16 protein-coding genes and 1 riboswitch are annotated in these 22,104 nt (G+C 49.2%); of the genes, 14 read left to right on the plus strand and 2 right to left on the minus strand.

Translation table 11 applies throughout. The features are described from left to right. The first annotated feature begins 4 nt into the window (after positions 1 to 4). The 11 genes from BLQ82_RS17325 to BLQ82_RS31090 all read left to right on the plus strand — a co-directional run bounded on the left by BLQ82_RS17325 (position 5) and on the right by BLQ82_RS31090 (position 18,353). Positions 5 to 802 (plus strand): hypothetical protein, encoded by a 798-nt coding sequence (locus BLQ82_RS17325; protein WP_074648341.1) that lies wholly within the window; start codon positions 5 to 7, stop codon positions 800 to 802. A gap of 503 nt (positions 803 to 1,305) precedes the next feature. Then, positions 1,306 to 2,346, plus strand: a complete 1,041-nt coding sequence (locus tag BLQ82_RS17330; RefSeq protein ID WP_163704442.1) for an acyltransferase family protein — start codon at positions 1,306 to 1,308, stop codon at positions 2,344 to 2,346. Between the two features lie 229 nt (positions 2,347 to 2,575). After that, complete coding sequence (locus tag BLQ82_RS17335) at positions 2,576 to 3,769, plus strand: D-alanyl-D-alanine carboxypeptidase family protein (RefSeq protein WP_062522305.1); 1,194 nt, start codon at positions 2,576 to 2,578, stop codon at positions 3,767 to 3,769. 174 nt (positions 3,770 to 3,943) lie between these two features. Further along, positions 3,944 to 4,297 (plus strand): anti-sigma F factor antagonist, encoded by a 354-nt coding sequence (gene spoIIAA / locus BLQ82_RS17340; protein ID WP_062522208.1) that lies wholly within the window; start codon positions 3,944 to 3,946, stop codon positions 4,295 to 4,297. Then, positions 4,294 to 4,749 (plus strand): anti-sigma F factor, encoded by a 456-nt coding sequence (gene spoIIAB / locus BLQ82_RS17345; RefSeq protein ID WP_039834803.1) that lies wholly within the window; start codon positions 4,294 to 4,296, stop codon positions 4,747 to 4,749. The genes spoIIAA and spoIIAB overlap by 4 nt, the downstream gene beginning before the upstream one ends. Before the next feature lie 11 nt (positions 4,750 to 4,760). Beyond that, complete coding sequence (gene sigF, locus BLQ82_RS17350) at positions 4,761 to 5,516, plus strand: RNA polymerase sporulation sigma factor SigF (protein ID WP_025704171.1); 756 nt, start codon at positions 4,761 to 4,763, stop codon at positions 5,514 to 5,516. A gap of 1,075 nt (positions 5,517 to 6,591) precedes the next feature. After that, positions 6,592 to 6,684, plus strand: a riboswitch (cyclic di-GMP riboswitch). Between the two features lie 51 nt (positions 6,685 to 6,735). Then, positions 6,736 to 8,829, plus strand: coding sequence for an S-layer homology domain-containing protein (locus BLQ82_RS17355; protein WP_062522210.1), 2,094 nt, complete (start codon positions 6,736 to 6,738; stop codon positions 8,827 to 8,829). A gap of 25 nt (positions 8,830 to 8,854) precedes the next feature. Beyond that, positions 8,855 to 16,000 carry a glycoside hydrolase family protein gene (locus BLQ82_RS17360; protein ID WP_143013476.1) on the plus strand — a complete coding sequence of 2,382 codons (7,146 nt, stop codon included), beginning with the start codon at positions 8,855 to 8,857 and terminating at the stop codon, positions 15,998 to 16,000. Between the two features lie 21 nt (positions 16,001 to 16,021). Continuing rightward, positions 16,022 to 16,582: a hypothetical protein gene (locus BLQ82_RS17370; protein ID WP_143013477.1), complete on the plus strand. Its 561-nt coding sequence runs from the start codon at positions 16,022 to 16,024 to the stop codon at positions 16,580 to 16,582. Between the two features lie 893 nt (positions 16,583 to 17,475). Next, positions 17,476 to 17,685 (plus strand): hypothetical protein, encoded by a 210-nt coding sequence (locus tag BLQ82_RS17380; RefSeq protein ID WP_025707946.1) that lies wholly within the window; start codon positions 17,476 to 17,478, stop codon positions 17,683 to 17,685. A gap of 341 nt (positions 17,686 to 18,026) precedes the next feature. Continuing rightward, the gene (locus BLQ82_RS31090) at positions 18,027 to 18,353 is read left to right on the plus strand and encodes an RHS repeat-associated core domain-containing protein (protein ID WP_082722606.1); all 327 of its coding nucleotides are present in this window, start codon (positions 18,027 to 18,029) and stop codon (positions 18,351 to 18,353) included. Positions 18,354 to 18,367: 14 nt separating this feature from the next. Here the strand turns inward: BLQ82_RS31090 and BLQ82_RS17390 are convergent, their stop codons facing one another. Together BLQ82_RS17390 and BLQ82_RS17395 are read right to left on the minus strand one after the other, a co-directional pair. Next, positions 18,368 to 19,264, minus strand: a complete 897-nt coding sequence (locus BLQ82_RS17390) for an RCC1 domain-containing protein (protein WP_062522218.1) — start codon at positions 19,262 to 19,264, stop codon at positions 18,368 to 18,370. Between the two features lie 19 nt (positions 19,265 to 19,283). Next, complete coding sequence (locus BLQ82_RS17395) at positions 19,284 to 19,655, minus strand: hypothetical protein (protein ID WP_062522219.1); 372 nt, start codon at positions 19,653 to 19,655, stop codon at positions 19,284 to 19,286. Between the two features lie 143 nt (positions 19,656 to 19,798). Between BLQ82_RS17395 and BLQ82_RS17400 the strand changes: the two genes are divergently transcribed. The 3 genes from BLQ82_RS17400 (at position 19,799) to BLQ82_RS32050 (ending at position 22,097) form a co-directional block, all read left to right on the plus strand. Continuing rightward, on the plus strand, positions 19,799 to 20,521 hold the full coding sequence (locus tag BLQ82_RS17400; RefSeq protein ID WP_062522221.1) for a MerR family DNA-binding transcriptional regulator: 723 nt from the start codon (positions 19,799 to 19,801) through the stop codon (positions 20,519 to 20,521). Between the two features lie 237 nt (positions 20,522 to 20,758). Next, the gene (locus BLQ82_RS17405) at positions 20,759 to 21,790 is read left to right on the plus strand and encodes an aminoglycoside phosphotransferase family protein (RefSeq protein WP_062522223.1); all 1,032 of its coding nucleotides are present in this window, start codon (positions 20,759 to 20,761) and stop codon (positions 21,788 to 21,790) included. Between the two features lie 139 nt (positions 21,791 to 21,929). Beyond that, the gene (locus BLQ82_RS32050; protein ID WP_157243783.1) at positions 21,930 to 22,097 is read left to right on the plus strand and encodes a hypothetical protein; all 168 of its coding nucleotides are present in this window, start codon (positions 21,930 to 21,932) and stop codon (positions 22,095 to 22,097) included. Positions 22,098 to 22,104: the final 7 nt, after the last annotated feature.

The following is a 22,104-nucleotide window of genomic DNA, read 5'->3' on the forward strand; positions in this document are numbered from 1 at the left end:
TGGATTGAACGGCGCCGGGGCGGAAATCAAAGGTAAAAATACCTTTGATCTGCGCCGCAGAGGTGCCGGAGCCGAAATCAAAGGTAAAAATACCTTTGATCTGCGCCGCAGGGGCGCCGGGGCGGAAATCAAAGGTAAAAATACCTTTGATATGCACCGCAGGGCGCCGGGGCGGAAATCAAAGGTAAAAATACCTTTGATCTGCGCCGCAGAGGTGCCGGAGCCGAAATCAAAGGTAAAAATACCTTTGATCTGCGCCGCAGAGGCGCCGGAGCCAAAATCAAAGGTAAAAATACCTTTGATCTGCGCCGCAGGGGCGCCGGGGCCAAAATCAAAGGTAAAAATACCTTTGATCTGCACCGTAGGGGCGCCGGGGCGGAAATCAAAGGTAAAAATACCTTTGATATGCGCCGCAGGGGCGCCGGAGCCAAAATCAAAGGTAAAAATACCTTTGATCTGCACCGCAGGGGCGCCTGGTCGGAAATCAAAGGTAAAAATACCTTTGATCTGCGCCGCAGAGGCGCCAGGGATGAAATCAAAGGTAAAAATACCTTTGATCTGCGCCGCAGAGGCGCCGGGGCGGAAATCAAAGGTAAAAATACCTTTGATTTACCTTTCGCCGACGCGATGGGAGCGAATCAAAGGTGGAAGTACCTTTGATTTCCCTGCACGGGGGCTTCCCGGTGGCAAGCCAAGTGGAAAAAGGGCACGTAAATTTCTCAAAAATCAAGAAATCGCGAGGGTTAGGTGGGCACTTAATTTAGCGCTATTCCTTTATCTGGGGCGAATTGGGGTGAATTAGTGATACTTTTCCACTTAGCTCCCGAGTTACTTGATGCTCGATCAAATTAGTGATACTTTTTCCACTTAACCAGCTAACTTAACCAGCTAACTTAACCAGCTAATGAAGCGCCAAGAAGGTACATAATTCACTTACACAACTTTTGGACACTACCCAGGACCCAAATCCAAGGTCAAACGACCTTGGATTTCCCCCGCACGGGCGCCAGGTTCCCCTTCGTCCCACACAACCCGCCGTTGTACCACACAGCTTACCCGCGGGACTTCCCGCAACTTGAAAAATTTAGTTCAACGCTCCTATATAGACCATTTCGCAGGCCTATTTCTAATCCCTTCAAGAGAAACACACAGAAGAGGCTGTTTTGCAAACGGTCCTACCCCTGTTCCATCTGCGACTTCTGATTCAATTATGACAAAAAAGTAACTTTTGGTTTGAAATGAAAAGTAAACTCCCCTATAATTACAATAAATATAAAACTGAACTGGGAGGAGATGGAAGGAAAAGTGAATAAACAACGTGAGCTGTGGATTGACGCAGCCAAGGGTTTCAGTATTATTTTTGTGGTCATGGGGCACTCCGGCGATGCGGCAGCCAACCATTATCTGTCCTGGTTCCGGATGCCATTGTTCTTTATGCTCAGCGGACTGGTCTTCAAACCGGTAGATTCCTGCCGGTACCTGGGCTGGGCGGCCAAACGGACCAAAGGTCTGATGACACCCTATGCAGCCTACGGAATGCTGATTGCCACTGTGCTGCTGCTCTTCAGCTTCAATCTAAGAGGTTTTGCCGAAAATATCGCCAGGCTGCTTTATGGGGGACTATCGCTGACCGGCCCATATGGTGTCTTCTGGTTCATCACCTGCCTCCTTTTTACCCAACTGCTGTTCGGATTTATCGTCCGCTACTCAATGAGAACACAGCTCCTCCTGATCACCGCCGCTTATTCCCTATCCCACCTGATCTCCCTAACTTCACTCCACACCTTCAACCTTCCCTGGAACATCGACGTTTCTCTATTGGCTGTGACTTATTACGCTGTCGGCTATTATGGCAAAAAAGCGATTCCCGCGCTGATCCGCCACCGGATTACACTGCTGCTGCTGCTGCCGCTGTGTGCAGGTGTTTTTGCTCTGGAGCGTACCGGAATGATCCACTATAGCCTGAATATGAAATACAAGGAATATGATGCTCTCTTGCTGGATCTCTGCATTCCGCTGCTGATTTCCCTGACCATTTGCGCCGCGGTGTACGGGTTGTCCAGGGTTCTTCCGCTGCAACGGCTGGGCAATTTGGGCCGCAATACGATCGCCATCATGTATCTGCATCTGCCGGTCAATTACGCGTTAAAATATCTGCTCGGCGCAGACTACGGCCTGGTGCCATTTACAGTAACCGGTGTAGGTGTCCCGCTGCTCGCCGCAATGTGGATTAGCCGGTATCCGTTACTGTCCAGATGGTATCTCGGTCATAGCGGAGCCAGCCGCCCTGCCGTCAGCTATATTGAACGGTCCGCAGTTTCGCGCGGCTTCTCAGCCGGTGATTAACTGCCGCGGCAAGTATGCAATAAACGGTCACATTTGTACCAGCACGCCGCCCCGCAAAATGAAGTGATCCGCCCCAGCACCATTAACTTTGGTATTTTGCCAGCAGAGTGAATGGGGTAAGGTACTTTTTACGCGTAAATGGAATAATTTTCACCCTTTCTGACCAGACTGGAACACAGTACCTGTGAAATGAAGGTTAATGTTCAGGAGGGGAACCATTGTGAGAAAAATGCGTTATGTACTGCTCGTGCTGTGTGTGGCTGCTTCGGTTCTGGGATCGGCTTCAGGCGCATATGCAGAGGAAAAAGCCAAGGCCAAGGACACCGGCAAAAACGCCGCCGCTGTGGATCTGGCACCCGGAGCGCGCTCCGCGATTCTGATGGATGCGAACACGGGCACCGTGATCTATGAGAAGAACAGCCACGACAAGCTGCCGCCGGCAAGCATTACCAAAATCATGACGATGCTGCTGACCGTCGAAGCACTGGACGAAGGCAGACTGCAGTTGACTGACAAGGTGCGGACAAGTGAATATGCCGCGTCGATGGGCGGGTCGCAGATTTTTCTGGAGCCCGGCGAAGAAATGACTGTGGATGAAATGCTCAAGGGCATTGCCATGGCCTCGGGTAATGACGCTTCTGTGGCCATGGCCGAGAAGTTGGCCGGGTCAGAGAGCGCTTTTGTGGATCTGATGAATCAAAAGGCCGGGGAGCTTGGCCTGAAGGACACGCATTTTTCCAACTGCAACGGTCTGCCGGCCGAGAATCACTATTCCTCCGCCCATGACATTGCCGTCATTAGCAAGGAGCTGTTGAAGCATGAACAGATTATCAAGTATACCGGCTCCTATCAGGATTACCTGCGCAAGGATTCGACCAAGCCGTTCTGGCTGGTGAATACGAACAAGCTGGTACGCTTTTATACGGGGGCTGACGGCCTGAAGACCGGTTATACAGCAGAAGCCAAGTTCTGCCTCTCCGCTACTGCGGCCAGAGATGGATTACGTGCTATCGCGGTTGTGCTGGGCGAACCCAACACCAAAACGCGCAACAGTGAAGTGTCGGGGATGTTCGATTATCTCTTTTCCCAGTACAAGGTTCACACGATACACAAAGAGGGAGACGCCATCGGCAGTGTGAAGATTGAGAAAGGTGTAAAGACACAGCTTCCGCTGATGGCGAAGGAAACGTATAGTGTGCTTTTGAAAAAAGGAATTACCCAGGAAGGCATCCGCCATGAGCTGGTGGTGCCGGAAAGCATAAAAGCGCCTGTAAAAGCAGGACAGACCGTCGGCAAGCTGGTTGTATATCAGGGCACAGATAAGATCAAGGAATATGAGCTGAAGGCTGATACGGATGTGCCGAAGGCGGGCTGGTGGAAGCTGTTCAAACGGACCGCAGGCTCAATGTTCAGGGTTGATTAATTTCTTGCTTTTTGTAGATTGGCTTCAGGCTTTCTGTTGATTCGTAGGGGTTTTCTTCTAGTTTTGTCGTGAGGCAGGATAATAGAATTCCCGCGTAGAAAACCTTGTCCTTGTAGGGGAAAGAAATGATGTGCAGGACGGTTTCTCAAAGCAACGAAGAGGAGAGTGGCAAGCATGAATTCTCATGTGGAGATGGAGCATCACCGGGGGGTGCTGATTGTCCGGCTGTCTGGAGAGCTGGACCATCATGCAGCCGAATATGTACGTATGGATATGGATGAAGCTATTATGCGGGGCCAGGTGGAGCACCTGATCCTTAGTCTGAAGGAACTGCAGTTTATGGACAGCTCGGGACTGGGCGTTATTCTCGGGCGGTACAAGCTGATCCGCAGCAAAGGCGGGAAAATGGTCGTCTGTGATGCCACTGCGCCTGTAAAAAGGCTGCTGGAAATGTCGGGCTTGTTCAAAATCATGCCCCTATATGACGACGAGAGCGCTGCACTCTCGGATTTGGAGGTTGCGTTATGACAAAAAGCGAAGCGGGTAACTTCATGAGCGTCCAGTTTGCCGCACTGTCGGAGAACGAATCGTTCGCGCGCGTGGTAGTGGCGGCTTTTGTCTCCCGGCTCGATCCTACGATGGAGGAGCTGAATGACCTGAAGACGGTTGTGTCGGAGGCGGTCACCAATTGCATTATCCACGGGTATGACAGTGATCCTGAAGGCATTGTCAGCATCTCTGCCTCCATTGAACATGAAACCGTGCATCTCACGATTGAAGATAAGGGCCGGGGGATAGAGGATCTGGAGCTGGCCCAGCAGCCGCTGTATACCTCTAAGCCGGAGCTGGAGCGCTCGGGGATGGGCTTTACGATTATGGAAAATTTCATGGATGAATTCGAAGTCACAAGTGAACCGGGGCGCGGTACCTCCATTTCAATGAAGAAAACCATCGTCTCGAAAAAAGCTTTATACAATTAGGGGTTGGAGCCATGGATGCAGAGTCAAAAAAAGCTCCGCCGACCTATTTGGACGATGCGGAGGTCAAACGTCTGATCGCACTCAGTCAAGCCGGAGATAATCTGGCCCGCGATACGCTGGTCAACTGCAATATTCGCCTCGTCTGGTCGGTGGTGCAGCGGTTTATGAACCGCGGGTATGAGCCTGACGATTTGTTCCAGATCGGCTGTATCGGACTGCTGAAGTCCGTTGATAAATTCGACCTCAGCTATGAGGTCAAATTCTCCACCTATGCCGTGCCGATGATTATCGGCGAGATCCAGCGTTTCCTCCGGGACGACGGCACCCTCAAGGTCAGCCGCTCCCTCAAGGAAATGGCCAACAGGGTCCGCAAAATGAAGGACGAAATGTCCAAAACGCTGGACCGTCTGCCGACCATTGGCGAAGTCGCGGAGGCGCTGGGGGTTACACCCGAAGAAATCGTGTTCGCCCAGGAGGCCAACAAACCGCCGACCTCGATCCACGAGACCGTCTTCGAGAATGACGGCGATCCGATCACGCTGATCGACCAGATCGCCGACGAGACGCAGGAGCGCTGGTTCGACAAGCTCGCGCTGAACGAGGCCATCGGGGCCTTGACCGAGCGCGAGCGCCTGATCGTCTACCTGCGCTACTACCGCGACCAGACCCAATCCGAAGTCGCCAGCCGCCTCGGCATCTCGCAGGTCCAGGTGTCGAGGCTGGAGAAGAAAATCCTCGCGAACATCCGCGAGCAGATCGCACAGTAGGGTTATTGTAGATAATGTGTAGTGACGGGTAGCACTAAACGTGTGCAGGAAGCGAATAAGGTGCGGAGCCGCCCTCTGGGGCGGTTTTTTGCGTTTGTTCTTTGTTTTATGCACATGTACTCCAAAGATCATGAACTTAATTAATCCTGTTCTTTATCTTATACCGGTTGCTTTGGAAAAAAGCGATGAAGCATTATGTAAGTGTAAGCGGTTGAAAATTCGGTAATGTGTCCTACAAGTACAGGAGCACGGTGATTTGGAGCAATAAAGTTCAATTTCAACACCTTAATGGGCAAATATCGTAGTCCGAAAGAGGGTGCGGAAATTTATTAAGAAAATAAGCTTTCAAGCTTTCCACAAAACTCAAGTCTTTTGCAGAAGAGTATAGTGGTCGCCTTTGTGTCCGGATTTTCACCGCTAAGGGGAATGAAAAAATCTGGACACAAAAGCGGTTGGAACAACGGTCCGTTCGTGGAGTGACCACCCCAAGTGCCTACGTATATCCCATTCGAAAGCAACAAGGGCAGGCCCAAGCAGTCATTTTATGCCTTTTTGGTCAGCCCCATGAAAGGACTTTAATAATATCTGTGTTTACTCGTTCCCCAAGGACTGCGTGAATGGCAGGGTCTACAACTGTGATGTGGCACATGTCTGCAAGGCACTTCTCTGCAGCCTAAGCTCTTTTTCTTTTTAGAAACACAAACAACTACTGGTTCATATTTAACTTTTATAATCTTTTTAACAACTTCAGTCTTCACGAAGCATTTTTTAACAGGTGGAACACAGCAATGTCTTGATTTTTTATATCCCATTTCCAATTCCTCCCTTTTTTTAGGTGCCAGATAATATACGCGCATTGACAATAATCGGAATGATGCTTCTGCCTAATATGTAACGAATTGGGCAGTTCTGTTACTGTTTTGCTGAAGAGCCGCTGGAGGTTCATCTGAAACCAGACCCTAAAAAAGGAAAAAATAGAACATCTTAATTCTATAGGAATAAATTCCGATAATAAAAGTGTCCTGTACATCTAAAGTCTCACTTATATAAGCATAAAGGGATAGAAAAACCGAGTTTGGAACAAAGGCAAATCCGTACGAAAGTCGGAGACGCAAAGCCACGGGCCTACTTCATCCGGGAGGGATGTCAGGGCAGCCGGGCCGCTCAAGGCACTTGGTTTTTTGGCGTGCCTACAAATAGCGCTGGGGGAGAGAAGTGAATGAGGTTCAGAAGGAAAAGGAAGTTTACGTTAACGCAGTCGGTTTTCGCCGTATTCGCGGTAGTGTCTATGCTGGGAGGACTGTGGGGCGGGGACATCAGCATGCAACAAGCTTTTGCCGCAGCAGCCAATCCGGGCAGAACGGACTATAGCGTGTCGGGTGAACGGCTGGTGTGGCTGGAACCGGACGCAGACGGAGTTAAGCAGGTGCACGCGCTGAATCAGCTTAGTGGTGCATATACGGTGCTTACGGCCAGTCCGTCCGCTAAGGATGCGCCGTATGTGAATGGAGCGGTTGCGGTATGGGCGGACAAGGGAAGTGAGCCGGAAGCTTCACTCCACTGGGATATCTACACTGCCGATCTGGAAACAGGCAAGAAGAGGAAGCTCAACAAGCAGGCCGGCCCATACGGCAATCCGACAACGGACGGCATAGGTGTGGTCTGGTATGAACGCAAGAATTACGGCAGCATGATCTATCATGATCTGGCAACGGGGGTTGAAGCGGATTTGGGCGAAGGACGTTTCCCGGTACTGGCCGGCGGAAATGTCGTCTACAAGAATGCCCGTGACGGGGGCCTTAGCCTGCTGGATGTAAGCAGTGGTGTAACCCGCGCACTGGTTAGTCTGGGTGGTGCGAATGCGGTGGACTGGTTTGTATTTAACGGCAGCCACGTGCTGTACAAGCAGAAAAACAGTGCCACAGGGAGCAAATATGTGCTCCTGAACATCAAAGATCTGACCGCACAGCCTGTGGATCTTACCGAGATGAAAGCCGGGGGAACTGAATATACCTTTATGTCCATAGGTGAAGATCAAGCTGTGTTCCAAGAGGAGGTTAACGGCGCTGTCACTCTGAAGCAGGTGGACCTCACTACCTATGCAGTAAAACCGCTGACGATAGATGCCGGGGTGAAGCTGATCGGAATTAGCGGGAACAAGCTGCTGTACAGTAAGAAGGACGATTACATAGAATCAGTCGATTTAAAAGAAACCACAAGCCCCACTCCTGGTCCGGGAACGTCCCCAACTCCGGGTGCAACTCCAAATCCGGGTACAGTCTCTAACCCGGGTTCGGCCACGGACGTTAAGGTCCCTGTAATTACCGGAGCTAAAGTCACTCAGGTTATCGGCAGCGCTGGCGGAACCTTGACTGCACTGGACGGCTGGGCACGGCTGGAGATTTCCGCAGGAACTTTCCCGGACAATACCAGCGTAAGCCTGGCACAGGCTGAACTGGAAACGAAGCAACTGCTGGATGCAAGCGGCAGAACCCTGCTGAAGGCTGGTTCCGCCTGGCAAGTCCAAGCGGGCGCTCCATTCCTGATCCCGGCCAAGCTGGCGGTCCGGTATCCGCAGGAAGAGCCTTGGACGTTGAAGCGTGAGAAGCTTGGAATCTACAGCTACAATCCGGACAAAGGCATCTGGAGTTATATCGGCGGAGTGACTGCGGTGGAGGACGGCTTTGTCCAGGCCAAGATATCAGCATCAGGACTCTACGCGGTTATGCTGCGCGAGGCACAGTTCACAGATATATCAGGCCACTGGGCACAGCAAGCCGTTGAGGTGCTGGCAGCAAGAGGCATCGTGAACGGGATGAACGGTACTGTATATGCGCCAAAAGCCATCCTGACCCGGGCCGAATTCACCAAGCTGCTGACAGTGGCTCTTGGGCTACAGCCGGTGCAGACGGATAAGCCAACCTTCCGTGATGTATCCGCTGCGAATTGGTCCTACCCGTATATCGAAGCGGCAGCGGCGGCAGGAATTGTAACCGGAGACGCAGGGCTTTTCCATGGCAATGATCACCTGACCCGTGAACAGATGATGGTAATGCTGATGCGGGCGATGGACAGCACTGCTGCCCACAGCCCGGCATCTGCTGCGGCGGATTCAGTTAAGCTTCAGGCTGTACTCTCCGGATTCAAGGACAACGGTACCATTAGCCAATGGGCACGGAAATCCGTAGCTGCGGCGGTGGACAGGAAGCTCGTGCAGGGCAGCGGACAGCTTTTGAAGCCCAAAGATTCATCCACAAGAGCCGAAGCGGCAGTCATCATGTACAAGCTGCTGGCTGAGCTGAAATTACTCTAACTTATAACGGATAGGAGACCGATCTATGAAATTCCGAGCATTAAAAAGGAAGCGGCGCAGCGGCAGCCTGAAGGCCCGTTTGAACGTCATGCTTGTGCTGCTGCTGGTCATATCTTATTTTCCTGTTCTTCCGGGACTGGATAAGCTTGCAGCGCCGGCCTACGCGGCCACCAATATGCGGATTGAACCGAGTGAGCTGAGCCCTGGACCCGGGAAAAGTGTGGAAATTTCGTTCAGCTTCAACGCAGCGGATGACGGCCAGGACCAGCATGAAACCAACATCAACCTGTGTACTCCGCAAAAAGACGGTTCCGCCCCGCTCTTAGGAGATCTGATTACGACCGGCGTGTATCAGACGAAGCAGGACGAGCAATACATCGTTCATAAGTATGTGTGGGATGGCATGATCGGAGGCGTGCCGCTGGACGAAGGGCGCTATAACATCTGTATCTCCCCTGCTGAATATAACGGTTCCGGTGTGTATTACGGCCAAATCGCCAGCTTCGAAATCCTTGGCGGTGACGAGGTGCAGCCTCCGGCAGCCTTGCAGATCAGACCTGCGGCCTCAGGCCAATCTGTGGTTTCAGGGACTGCTGAACCCGGAACCCTGCTGGAAGTGGAACTCTACTATCCGTCCAGCGGGGAAGACAAGCTGTACTCCAATATAGCCGTCAACAGCGCAGGACAATGGAGTCAGCAGCTCGGGATCACGCCGGGTGAAGCCGCGCATATCACAGCGAGAGCGAAGAAGGATGGTAAGTTCTCGGGCTATTCGGAGCCGCTTGCGGTGCTGCGTGCACCTATGCCCGCTTTTTCGCTGAGCTGGGAAGCCTTGGCCGCCTATTATTATAAGCTGGATTCTGTTCAGGCGATGAAGGAAAAAGCCCAGGACATCGCTGTATTGAACCAGTCTGCGGCCTCGTCGGGAACCATCAGCGGGTTGACCTCCATTTTGCTGACCGATCCGCAAACTACCCGTGCTATTTCCAGCGGGGATCTGACACAGTTTACAGAAGCGGCTATCCAGGACCGGCTGCGGATCGTGAACCCGTCGGGGCAGGCGCCGGTTGATCCGGCCCGGGGGGATTTTGTCTACTCCAGCGGTTCGATTAGTCTGCAGGCACTGATGCCGCTGCAATTCGGACTGAGCTATTTAAGCCGTGACCCCTATAAGGGAGTCAATGGGCTGGGGTGGCATCACAGCTATGAATGGAAGCTGAACCCGCTGAACGGCGGTAAGGTGGAAGTCATGAGCCCGGACGGTTCGCTTTTTGAATATGTGCCCTTAGCTGGAGGCCGGTATCTGACACCGCGTGGTACCGACTGGACGCTAAGTGCGCCATCTGCGGGAACTTATACCCTCACCTCACCTCAAGGTGATGATTACAGGTTCAATGCGCAAGGGCTGCTGCAATCGGTCACGGATTTAAACGGGAATCAGATCGCTTTTTCATATCAGGGAACGAAGCTGGAGGCGGTAAATACAGCCGGAGCTTCTCTGAGCTTAAGCTATGACGGAGCAGGAAAGCTGATTGCTGTAAGTGACCCAACCAGCCGGCAGATGTCATTTCATTATGATCCGGCAAGCGGAGACTTGACCGCGATTACTGATGTGGACGGGGCCACAACCAAACTTACCTATGATGACAACCATCATGTGCTCAGCGTAACGGATGCCAAAGGAACTGCGGCGATGAGTGTTACCTATGATGATCATCAGCGGGTGACGAGCTTTACCGATTTTTACGGGCAGACGAGTTCTTCGAAATATCAGGGGCGTGTGGCGCCAGTAGTTCGGGGAGAGGAGCCTGAAGGCGGCGGGACGGGGATTGATCCTGCGAACGGACGGGATATACCGGAATCGGATGAGGTGATTTTGTCCGGTACGATGAACAATCTTGCCCACGCACCTGCATACCGGAAGGTTGAAGGGCTGAAGCCGCTTATAGCCGACTATTTGGCGGGCAGCATCGGAACGATCGAGAGCAAACGGAATGCATATAGTGCCTCAGCGGTTGCCGCTCCGGGCGGGATTGCTGACATACAAAGTGCGATTGCGGCCAGCAGCGCATCACCTGCTGTTGTGAGTTCGGGTCATTTAAATGTCGAAGAGAGCGTAACATTCGGGTCACCAGGCAAGCCTGTGGTCCTGATCGTGGACGGGATGAATACGAACAAGGATATCACTGTGCGCGTATATGGCACGCTGATTCTGAAGCAGGGACTTAACGCCAACACCAAGCTTGCCCTCGATGTGCAAAAGGTTCAGGGCTTATACGGCAATCTGTGGTCAGGCGGAACCATTCACCTCAATAATGATTCCTCTGTAACTGTGGGGGATACGCTGCAAACAGGCAGTCTGACCTACAACAGCGGCGGGCTGACCGTTGATGCCCAGCGGATTCTGATTGCCGGAGACTTGTCGATCAATACACGCGTAGAGATGAACATTGCCCAGGAAATGGCCGTTGGCGGCATTGTGTCCAACAACCAGACGGCGAATCTGACCGTGACCGGCGGCGACCTGTTCGTCCGCGACAACGTCAGTGTCAATAATAATCTGAAAGTGCAGACGGGCGGTCTATTCGTTCTCGGCGGAGATATGACTCCGAACCAGACACCTGTTGTTCGTACCGGGGTTGGCTCAGGCAAAACCATTCTGACTTATCCGCAGAGCGGTGCCAGCAGTGCAAGTTCCGGGAACGCCAACGGTGCAAGTTCCGGGAAAATCAACAGTACAAGTTCCGGGGATACCAGCAGTGCAACTTTCGGGAAAATCAGCAGTGCCAGTTCGGGGAGCACCAATAGTGTAAGTTCCGGAAATCCTTCAGCGGTGAGCCCTGCCGGATTAGCCTCTTCAATCGCCACTACCGCGAACAAGACGACATGGACCAATGCCCTTCATCAGGATACTACTTATATTTGGAACAATAATTTTCAGGTTGTTCAGCGGCAAGCAGCAAATGGCGCCATCGTCAAATACAGCTATGACAGCAGCGACCGCGTAACCGCAATTACGGACGCTAACGGCAACAGAGGCAAATTCGCCTATGACGAACGCGGGAATCTGACGCAGAGGACGGACGAGAGCGGATACTCTTCACTCACCCGCTATAATGCTATGAACCGTCCGGTTGAAGAGATCGATGCTCTGGGCAACCGTGCCGCCTATGAGTATGACACAGCAGGCAATCTTGTCAAAAGCACGGATGCCCTCGGCGGCATGGTCACCATTGCCAGAGACAGTGCAGGGGTCCCGGTCTCCGTTACGGATGCCGAAGGGCACATTACTGCCTACACTAACGATGCCGACGGATTCGCCAAGGAAATCAAAGACCCGAGCGGATACACGACAATCATTGAACGCGATACTTTGCACCGGACCACTAAGATCACGGATGCAGAAGGCAAGCTGCAGGCCGTCGATTATGACCAGAAAGACCGTGCAGTTGCGGTCACTAATGCGCTGGACCAGACAAGCAGCGTTACCTACGATGCCAATGGCAACCCGGTGGAGCACTCAGATGAAGCCGGGACAAAGACAGTGAGTAAATATGAGGTGTACCGGCTAAGCGGGACTGAGGATTCGCTTCAGAACAGCACCAGCCAAACCTATGATGCGCTCGGCCGCGTCATAGAAGCGAAGGACGAAGCGGGAGCAGTCACAGCATACAGCTATGACAGTGTCGGACAGCTGGAGGAAGTTACAGATGCCGAAGGCCAGACCAGCACGTATACCTACGATGATAACGGAAATATGCTTACCCAAAAGGATGCGAAGGGCAACATCACCTCCTACACGTACAGCAAGCGCAATGAACTGCTGAGCGTAACCAATCCGCTTGGGGCCAAGACGCGTTACCGTTATGATGCGGCAGGCAATACCATCAAAGAGACCGATCCGCTGGGCAACAGCACCTACTATGACTACAATGCGCTCGGACAACTGGTGAAGGTAACGGACGCACTTGGTGCGGTAACTGAATACCAGTATGACAAGAACGGCAACCAGGTCGCAGTGATTGATCCCAACCATTCGGTCTGGACGACCAAATATGACAGCCGGGGTCTGGATGCGGGAACCATTAATCCGCTGAATGAGGAAACCACAGTAACCCGTAATGCCCGCGGCCAGATGACCGAATTCTTGGATGCGGCGGGACAGAAGACTACTTACGAATACGATGCTTTGGGACGGAATACACGGGTGCGCAATGCGCTCGGGTACGAAACCTCTTATGCTTACGACGTCCAGGGCAATGTAGAAAAGATCCTGGATGCGAATCATCACGAGACGGCTTTTACGTATGATCCGCTCGGCAGGTTGACGGAAGTGAAGAATGCAGAGGGCAGCACCACTAAGTACTCCTACGATGCCTCTGGCAACCTGCTGGACAAAACCAACGCCCTCGGTGCTGTGACGTCCTACCGCTACGATGCACTGAACCGGGTTATTGAATCAGTGAATCCGCTGCAGGAGAAGACCACACTTGCCTATGATGAGAACGGGAACCTGCGGAAGGTCACGGAACCGGACAGCAATACAACCGTCTATGCCTATAATAAGGGCAATCAAGTGGAACAGATTCAGTATGGTAATGATCTCACGGTAAAATATAAATATGATCTCGCGGGACGCCGCTCCCTGATGACAGACAGCACCGGGGACACGCGGTATACCTATGACGCACTCAACCGGCCAACCTCAGTAATAGACCCACGCGGCAACAACGTGCGTTATGAATGGACGGCAACCGGACAGCGTAGCCGGATTATCTACCCGGATAACTCCGTAGTGAGCTATGACTACGATAAGCTTGACCGCATCAAACAAGTAACGGATGCGCAGAACCAGATTACCAGCTATCAGTATGATGCAGCCGGCCGTCTGAAGGAGAAGCTGCTGCCGAACAAAGGACAGAGCACCTACAGCTATGACGGTGTGGGACAATTGCTGGAGATGAAGCATACGGCACCAGGCGGCGCGCTGTTGGAACAGCTGACCTACGTGTACGATCCGGCAGGGAATAAAATCCGCAGTGAACGCCAGGAAGGCGGAAGCGACGAGGACAATCCTACTGGAGCGCAGCGTCCGGCGGACATCTCGGATTATGCTTACGATGCGCTGAACCAGCTGGTTCAAGTGCAGAAGCAGAACGGCTCCAAGGTCGTCTACTCCTATGACACTGTGGGCAACCGGCTGGGAAAAGAAACCACCGAGACCGGAGCCACCATCAAGGAACGGTATACCTACGATGCGGCGAACAAGCTGACCCGTTTCGAAAAAGGCAGCGACTACAAGGACTACACCTACGACAAGCGCGGCAACCTGCTGAAAGTGAGCGGTATCGACAGCGAAGCGGCTCTGAGCCTGTTCAAGTCGAAGACGAGTGCGCAGAAAATTTCGGTACCAGAAAGTGTCTATTCAGATACGGGGACAAGCGGACTGGAAGCGGGCGAGGATGCTGGTGTAAACGCAAGTGCAAGTGCAAGTGCAAGTGCAAGTGCAAGTGCAAGTGCAAGTGCAAGTGCAAGTGCAAGTGCAAGTGCAAGTGCAAGTGCAGCCACTACTACAGATGCAGGCACAAATGCAGATGCAGCCACTGCTGCAAATGCGTTGACTGAGCTTTTAGATCCGTTGTCATCGATTCCAGATCCAGCCACAAGTCCTGCAGGAACGATTCCAACCGATAATGAAGGAGCTTCATCATCCGGTCTGCCGGATGCGAAGGTTAAAGCGGGAGTAACAGGAGATGTCTACGGGGCAGATAAGGCTCTTAATCCCGAAGCACTCTTGAAAGCCGCGCAAGCCGCAGGCCCGCAGATGCTGGAGAGCAACCACTGGGATGCATCGAACCGCCTGATCGGGAACACTAATGTGTACGGCGACATCACCACGTACCAGTATGACGGTGACGGCAACCGTGTCAGCATGCGGACTACCCTCGGTGACGGTGCGGTTCAGGATGCCTACCCGTCCGGCAACCCTGCTGGCAACCGGGACGGCTGGGAGCCGCAGTATAAGAAACGGCAGCTGGATATTTATTTTACCAATGACACCACCATGAGTAATCCGCAGCCATTGATGGCTACTGGTGCTGCAGGACAGAACTGGAAGCAGTCTTATGTCTATGGAGCCGGTGAAGAGCGGATCAGCATGAGCTATCTGGCCAGCGGAGACAAGAGCAACGATTGGGAACCGGCCGCTGGAGCCAGCGGAGCTAGTGCGGCGGGAGATGCGCCGAAGACACTCTTTTATCTGAGTGATGCGCAAGGCAGCGTCATCGGGTTGGAAGGCCAGGACGGCAGCATGTCCGGACGTTACCGCTACGATGAATTCGGCTTGGCCGAAGCTCCGGAGAAATTCGACCTGAACTGGTCCGGCCCGGACAACTTGTTCGGCTATACCAGCCTGGGCTATGATTACTACAGCGGCTACTCCCATGCACAGGCGCGGGATTTTGACTCCAGTGTTGGACGGTTCATCAGCGAGGATACGTATGAAGGGCAGCTGAACGATCCGCTGAGTTTGAATTTGTATACGTATGTGCAGAATAATCCTTTGATTTATACTGACCCTACGGGGCATTATACGTTTAAGGACGACCCAAGTAAGCCAGCGGTAGTTCAGGGTTATGTAGTGAACACAGACATGCATGCGAGCAACAAACTAGTGGAGTTTCTTAAAACTTATGAAACATTCTCCGGGAAATGGTACTATGCAACCAAGGAAGAAAAAGAGAGAAATATTAAGACGATCGGTTACGGACACGTAATCCAACCTGGTGAAGAAAGCTTATTTAAAGGAATTACAGAAGAGCAAGCACTAGTTTTATTAAAGTCTGATATTAAAAACAAAGCCGAGAATTATATAAATGACTGGGCAAAGAGTAATGATATAGTTTTTACACAGCAACAGTTTGATGCTCTTGTTAGTTGGAAATTTAATGGAGGGAACTTTTTAAATCGTGATCCAGGGAAAATGCTGAAAGATGGGGATTTCTCATCTTCTAAATTTCAAAATGAATTTAAAAATGAAATGCTTTTATGGGTAAAAGGCAGCGGAAAGAAGCTGCCAGGATTATATATGCGTAGATATGATGAATGGGAAATGTTTGTAAATGGTGATTATTCTAGAAATTACAACAGAGTGCTCCCCAAGGGTTTTTAAACTAAATTAAGTGGTGATAAAATGAGAAATTTATCAATGGTTGTTATTTTGATTTTGCAGTTACTATTGATTACAGCATGCGGAACAGAAACAGAGAAGGGGGATGTTGCTCGGACGGTAACTTCAGCTACAAAAATTACTAATACTTCTGTAGTTCCTGATAATTCAAACTCTCAACTAATAGATAGTTTGATAGGGAAGTGGAAAATAGACAGTCTTTATGCATATGGAGTTGGTGGTTCAAAGAATGACGAACAAGATATCAAAAAGTTAATCGGAACGGAAATTATATTTTCTTCAGATTCTATTAAATTTGGTAATGAAGCTGAAGAAAAACCTATTTTCTATAAAGTGAGCAGATTTTCTGATGAAAGCTTTTTATCCGATATTGATTGGATAAAAGAAAGCACTATGGATACAGATCTAAACCCTCAAACTCTAAAAGAGATAAGCCTATATGAAGATGAACAATATAAGAATTTTTATTATGGTGATGGAAATATTACTTATTACACTGATAAGGGAGAACTTATTTTAGATCAAGATGGGGACTTGTTTTTATTGGTTAAAATGGAAAATTAAATGTGTGTCAAATTAATTCAGGTAGAACCACATGGCAGTTAAAGACTCCATGTGGTTTTTCTTTAGGAAAAAAGCTATGACATTCTAGGTATGTCAAAATATAATCAAACTCGTAAGGCATACTAAGTATGGCGGTGGATGAGATGATTGGATTACAATTTATAGCTGATACGTTTCACATGGAATACAAAACTGTAGCAGAAGCAATCGGAGTTTCTAAACAAACATTTCAAGACTGGATCAAAAGAAAGATGTAAGGTACCTGAGCCACGTCTGGAGCAATTGTCCGAGTTATTTGGGATCGATGATAAAACGTTGTTCCAGAAGGAGTTGCTTCCATCCGAAAAGTCGGAAATTCTGATGGTTTACTTAACCAAAACGGATGAGCATAAGGAAATTGAGGTCACAAATGTTGATAATGAAGGATATGAATACACATAACAGAGTACTATTCACACAATTGGCAACTTGTTGAGTACATTTATGAAGAACAAAAAAAGGAACGATAGATTGAACAGTTGGAAGTATTGGTCAATAACGAAGAAAATGAAGTAGGAGCTTCATGGAAAAGCAGGAGATATTTATGAAGGGTTACATAAATAAAGATATCAAGATAACATTTCTTGATAACTTATATGTAACGGGAACTTATGTTGATTATTATTATTCTAACAATGTTATAGTCATAGTGCCTGAAGATGAACATGATGATGCACGGCTTTTAATTCCGCTAAGTGCAATAAAAACTATAGCTCGTTGGCTCCATTAATGAATATGATTACTTGAAAGATGATTAAAATGAGAGTTGATAATTCTCTTGTACTTTGCTTTGGACACGGAAATTTGTTTGCAGGACTGAGATGGAAGTTACTTGTAGTATTAGGAGGGGTATCATGGAAAAACAAGAGGTTTTTATGGAGAATTATTTAGATAAATATATTAAGATAACATTTCTTGATAATTTACATGTAATAGGAATGTATATTAGTTATTATTCATTCAATAATACTATAGTGATAATGCCTGAGGAAGACCATGATGATACACGGCTTTTAATTCCACTAAGTGCAGTGAAAACGATTGAGCCATGGCCGATTGACTAATGTGATGTTTGGAATTGATAGATTAGCTAGAACCACATGTGATTAATACCCCATGTGGTTTCTTTTTTTAGTTATAGCCCTATCCAGTGCCTAAAGAATCGGTCGGCTGTGTCCAAATATATTTAACCCTAATAATATATGGATGAATTTTTGTCTTAACATGAATGTACGCACGAGTTTGTTATGGTACTTAAAGTTAGCGGACATACACCGGAGAGGGAAAGCAAATGAATATTTCAGCACGAGTCTTGGAGAAAGATATATTGATGTTTTATCAGGAGCAATTGCTCTATATTTAAATAGGGGATTTTTGTTATAGCTGATTTTTGTATGGACCCCATATGAAAATCAAGCTTTTTTTCAATCAGCTTCTATGCAGACTTAGGCAGCATGTCCGCACGGTACCGCTACAACGAATTCGGCGTGGCCAAAGCTCCGGAGAAATTCGACCTGAACTGGTCTGCCCGGACAACTTGTTCGGCTACACAAGCCTGGGCTCTGATTATTACAGAGGCTGCTCCCATGCACAGGCGCGGGATTTTGACTCCAGCATTAGGCGGTTTATCAGCGGGGATACGTATGAGGGGGATATTAATGATCGGCTGAGTTTGAACCTTTATACATACGTAGAAAACAACCCTCTAATGTTCAATGAATTCAAGCGGTAATATTAAATTGAAAACTATTTACCGGGCAGCCGGATGCCGCGCCAGCCGCTTACATCGCATTGGCCATATTCATTATCACCCACAGCAACCACCGTGCCGTCCGATTTAAGTCCCGCGGTATGGGCACAACCTGCCGCAATCGCCACAATATCGCGCCAATCGCTTACATTACATTGGCCATACTCATTCCAGCCCGCAGCCGCCACCGTGCCGTCCGATTTAAGCCCGATGGTATGACTACTACCCGCCGCAATCGCCACAATACCGTGCCAGCCGCTTACATCGCATTGGTCATGCTTATTCCAACCCGCAGCCGCCACCGTGCCGTCCGATTTAAGCAGGGCAGTATGAAGGTAACCCGCGGCTACCGCCACTATGTCGCGCCAACCGTTTACATCGCATTGGTGATACCGATTATTTCCCGCAGCCGCCACCGTGCCGTCCGATTTAAGCCCGATGGTATGCCAGTCACCCGCTGCGACCGCCACAATATCATGCCAGCCGCCTACATTGCATTCACCTTCATGATTTCGGCCCGCTGCTACCACCGTGCCATCCGATTTAAGCCCAATGGTACGACACCAGCCTGCCGCAACCGCTGCAATATCGCGCCAGTCGTTTACATCGCATTGGCCATGCTTATTCCAACCCACAGCCGTCACCGTACCGTCAGATTTAAGCCCGATGGTATGAGCGTTACCTGTATTAGCCGCCATATGAACATTACCAGCCGCAACCGCTACAATATTGTGCCAGCCGCTCACATCACATTGGCCAGATTTATTGTCACCCACAGCAGTCACTGTGCCGTCTGATTTAAGCAGGGCGGTGTGGCGACGACCCGCAGTTATGGTATTTTTAGGGTACTGTTTCGCCGTTAGCACCGCTTGGTTCGGTGTAATGTAATCCATGTCTTACCTCCGATTACGCTTATTCGATCTTTTCAATTAAATCGTCCATATAGAAAACTGCAACTTTTATAGCCTCTATCCTTCTCGTAATGTAGGTCCGCTGCCCGCTGCCCTCTTTTGATTTCTTAAGAAATGAAGGAAGTGTCAACAGCAAACTCTCTAGCTCCTTTTTTGCTCCAATTAAATCTGTTTTGCAGACATCCATTTCACGGCCTTCCCAACGGGCAAGAAGCGTCTCTGCGCCAATCTGGGCAGCCTTCATTCGCTTCTCAAGCAACCTCGTCTGAGGTGCATCTGTTTTCATATGCGAGAGCGCCTTTTCCGATTTACGAATAATGGACTTAAACGCTTCAACCAACTGCTGCTTTTCTTCTGCTGTCAAATTTTCCATGAACAAATCTCCCTCCTGCTTTGATCATACAACATTCATGCAATATTTCGTTTGTTGTACCATGAATCCTTGTGTGTCCGGCCATTGTCTCTTACAATATTGTTGCTGTACTTTAGAGTTTGACTTTAAGGAAGGAGTCGCAGGTGGACATTACCTTTACGCCGAAACAGATGGCTAAGAGACTTCAGGTCAGCACCACAACCTTGCGAAGATATGAGGATCTCAATTTGGTACCTGACGTACCTCGAACAGCCAGTAATAGAAGATTTTATTCACCGGTCCATGTTCAAGGATTCATTGCTTTACGTACCTTGATAAAAGGATTTGGTATACCTGTCAGCTACGATGTCATGAGTCTGTTAAAAAAAGGTCACGTCGAACAGGCACTTTGGAAAATCAATTCACATCAATACAACATCCAAATGGAGAAACAACGGGTTGAAGAGGTCCTGAGCTTAATTCAAAAAACCGACTTCACCAAGTACAAGAATGTGCAGGTAACGGAAGAGATGAGAATCGGGGAGGTTGCCGCTATCACTGGTGTAAACCCATCCGCTATCCGGCATTGGGAAAAGGAGGGGCTTATTCGCGCGAAGCGGAATCCGGAAAACGGGTATAGAGTCTTTACATCCAGGGAATTAAAAAAGATTATTGTACTAAGCAGCCTAAGGAAAACCGTCTTTTTCATTGAAAGCATGAAGCAGTTGCTTGAAGCTTTAGAGAACCATGATCTAACTACAATTGAACGCTCCTTCAAAGTGGCTCTTCAAAAGCTGAATGAGCAATTGGAAAAGCAAATGAACGGCATAGCGGAAATGATGAAATTTATAAATCTCTCATGTTATATGCGACGGTTGGGGGATTGAGCTGAATAGGTAACTGACCGATAAAACTTGCTTATACTCAAATTTTCTTTTGAGTCCTCACAATGGATCATGCCACACTATAGTTGTGAAGTTGTATTTCTACTTTTTTCCTACGATAGAAGCCGGCTCTTTGGCTTTTCGCCGCGAAACAGCAGCTTCTCAGGAGGCTGCTTGTTCGCGGTATTTTTATGCCCAAAAACAACTAGGCGTTTAAAAAAACGATTGGAGGACTTCATAATGAGCGAAATAAAAGCCGAAACGCTGACACAGGTTTTAAGCAAAATACTCGGTACTACAATAATCTGCGCTGATTTTCAAACCAAGCAATTACATGGTGGTACACTGGGTGATGTGCAGCTTGTAACGGGCATTGCCATAACCGCTGACGGCGGGAAATTACCCTATAGAATCGTTTCAAAAACGCAGAAGAAATGGGAACGCTTCAGCGATCCGGATTCATGGCGCAGAGAATATGATTTTTATAAATCCAATTTCGGCGCTTTGTTTTCTGAATCATTCCGATGGCCTGAATGTTATTACGCCGAAATGAACGAAGAAGAAAACGAAACGCAGATATGGATGGAATATATCGACGGCATATCGGGTTTAGACCTGACCGGCGATATGTATGAACGCGCAGCCGAGGAATTAGGACGGTTCCAGGGCAAGGTGAATGCCGAACAGCCAGCTTTTTTCCAGAACTTGACCAACCTGAGCAATGTGGAGTACATGAAGAGCTTCTATCTTCATTACCGGTCATGGAAAAAAGTGTACGATTATATACGCTCAGACGATTGCGAAATCCCGAAACACCTATGTAAAATGCTCATCGACATTGATGAAAGCGCAGACGAAATATTCAGCCGTATTGAAAAGCTGCCCATCGTGCTGTGTCACAGGGATTTTTGGGTGGCAAACATCTTCTATTCAGACGGTAAAACCATACTCATCGACTGGGATACCACTGGATGGGGCTATTTAGGTGAAGATTTGGCAAGTCTAATCGCGGACGAAGCCGATATTGAACACATGGTTGAATACTACCGCAGATGTATCCCGGCGTATTACAAGGGCTTTTCGGAATATGCGGATATTTCACACATAACGGATAACTGCGTTTATGAGATGATTCTACTTATGTTCGGGTACAGGCTTATAGAGTGGTATATGAACGCTGGGGCTGGAGACAAACTCCAAGAAACAGATGATGAAAGTAAGCTGTACATTCATACTCTGCAAAAAATCTATGAGATGAGGAATGAACAATGATGGGTAAATTGTTTCACTGTACTCGCGGGTATAGGCTTTGAGTGCGGGAGAACCGGCCTTTTTGCGATGACCATCCTTTCCAAGCTGTAATTGATCTTACAATGTCACCCGGCGGTGGATAATAATTGAGGTGGAAAATATGAATAGAGATGAAGCAATAGCTCTTATTTTAAAATCAACGATTGAAGATTTATCTAAGGAAGCACGCGGAGAAATTTTAATGGATTGGTGGGGGATAGATCAAGACGATCCCGAATTTGATAAGTTGCCGGAAACATTGCAATCGGAGATACTTCAATTTGTTTAGTAAATAA

The organism is Paenibacillus jilunlii (genome assembly GCF_900102965.1).
Classification (GTDB): domain Bacteria; phylum Bacillota; class Bacilli; order Paenibacillales; family Paenibacillaceae; genus Paenibacillus_AQ; species Paenibacillus_AQ jilunlii.

Excerpts from the sequence above, each read along its gene's own strand:
- BLQ82_RS17335 (WP_062522305.1), top strand. The coding sequence starts at position 2,576 with ATGCGTTATGTACTGCTCGTGCTGTGTGTGGCTGCTTCGGTTCTGGGA.
- spoIIAA (WP_062522208.1), top strand. The coding sequence starts at position 3,944 with ATGAATTCTCATGTGGAGATGGAGCATCACCGGGGGGTGCTGATTGTC.
- spoIIAB (WP_039834803.1), top strand. The coding sequence starts at position 4,294 with ATGACAAAAAGCGAAGCGGGTAACTTCATGAGCGTCCAGTTTGCCGCA.
- sigF (WP_025704171.1), top strand. The coding sequence starts at position 4,761 with ATGGATGCAGAGTCAAAAAAAGCTCCGCCGACCTATTTGGACGATGCG.
- BLQ82_RS17355 (WP_062522210.1), top strand. The coding sequence starts at position 6,736 with ATGAGGTTCAGAAGGAAAAGGAAGTTTACGTTAACGCAGTCGGTTTTC.
- BLQ82_RS17360 (WP_143013476.1), top strand. The coding sequence starts at position 8,855 with ATGAAATTCCGAGCATTAAAAAGGAAGCGGCGCAGCGGCAGCCTGAAG.
- BLQ82_RS17370 (WP_143013477.1), top strand. The coding sequence starts at position 16,022 with ATGAGAAATTTATCAATGGTTGTTATTTTGATTTTGCAGTTACTATTG.
- BLQ82_RS17380 (WP_025707946.1), top strand. The coding sequence starts at position 17,476 with ATGGAAAAACAAGAGGTTTTTATGGAGAATTATTTAGATAAATATATT.
- BLQ82_RS31090 (WP_082722606.1), top strand. The coding sequence starts at position 18,027 with ATGAAAATCAAGCTTTTTTTCAATCAGCTTCTATGCAGACTTAGGCAG.
- BLQ82_RS17390 (WP_062522218.1), bottom strand. The coding sequence starts at position 19,264 with ATGGATTACATTACACCGAACCAAGCGGTGCTAACGGCGAAACAGTAC.
- BLQ82_RS17395 (WP_062522219.1), bottom strand. The coding sequence starts at position 19,655 with ATGGAAAATTTGACAGCAGAAGAAAAGCAGCAGTTGGTTGAAGCGTTT.
- BLQ82_RS17405 (WP_062522223.1), top strand. The coding sequence starts at position 20,759 with ATGAGCGAAATAAAAGCCGAAACGCTGACACAGGTTTTAAGCAAAATA.
- BLQ82_RS32050 (WP_157243783.1), top strand. The coding sequence starts at position 21,930 with ATGAATAGAGATGAAGCAATAGCTCTTATTTTAAAATCAACGATTGAA.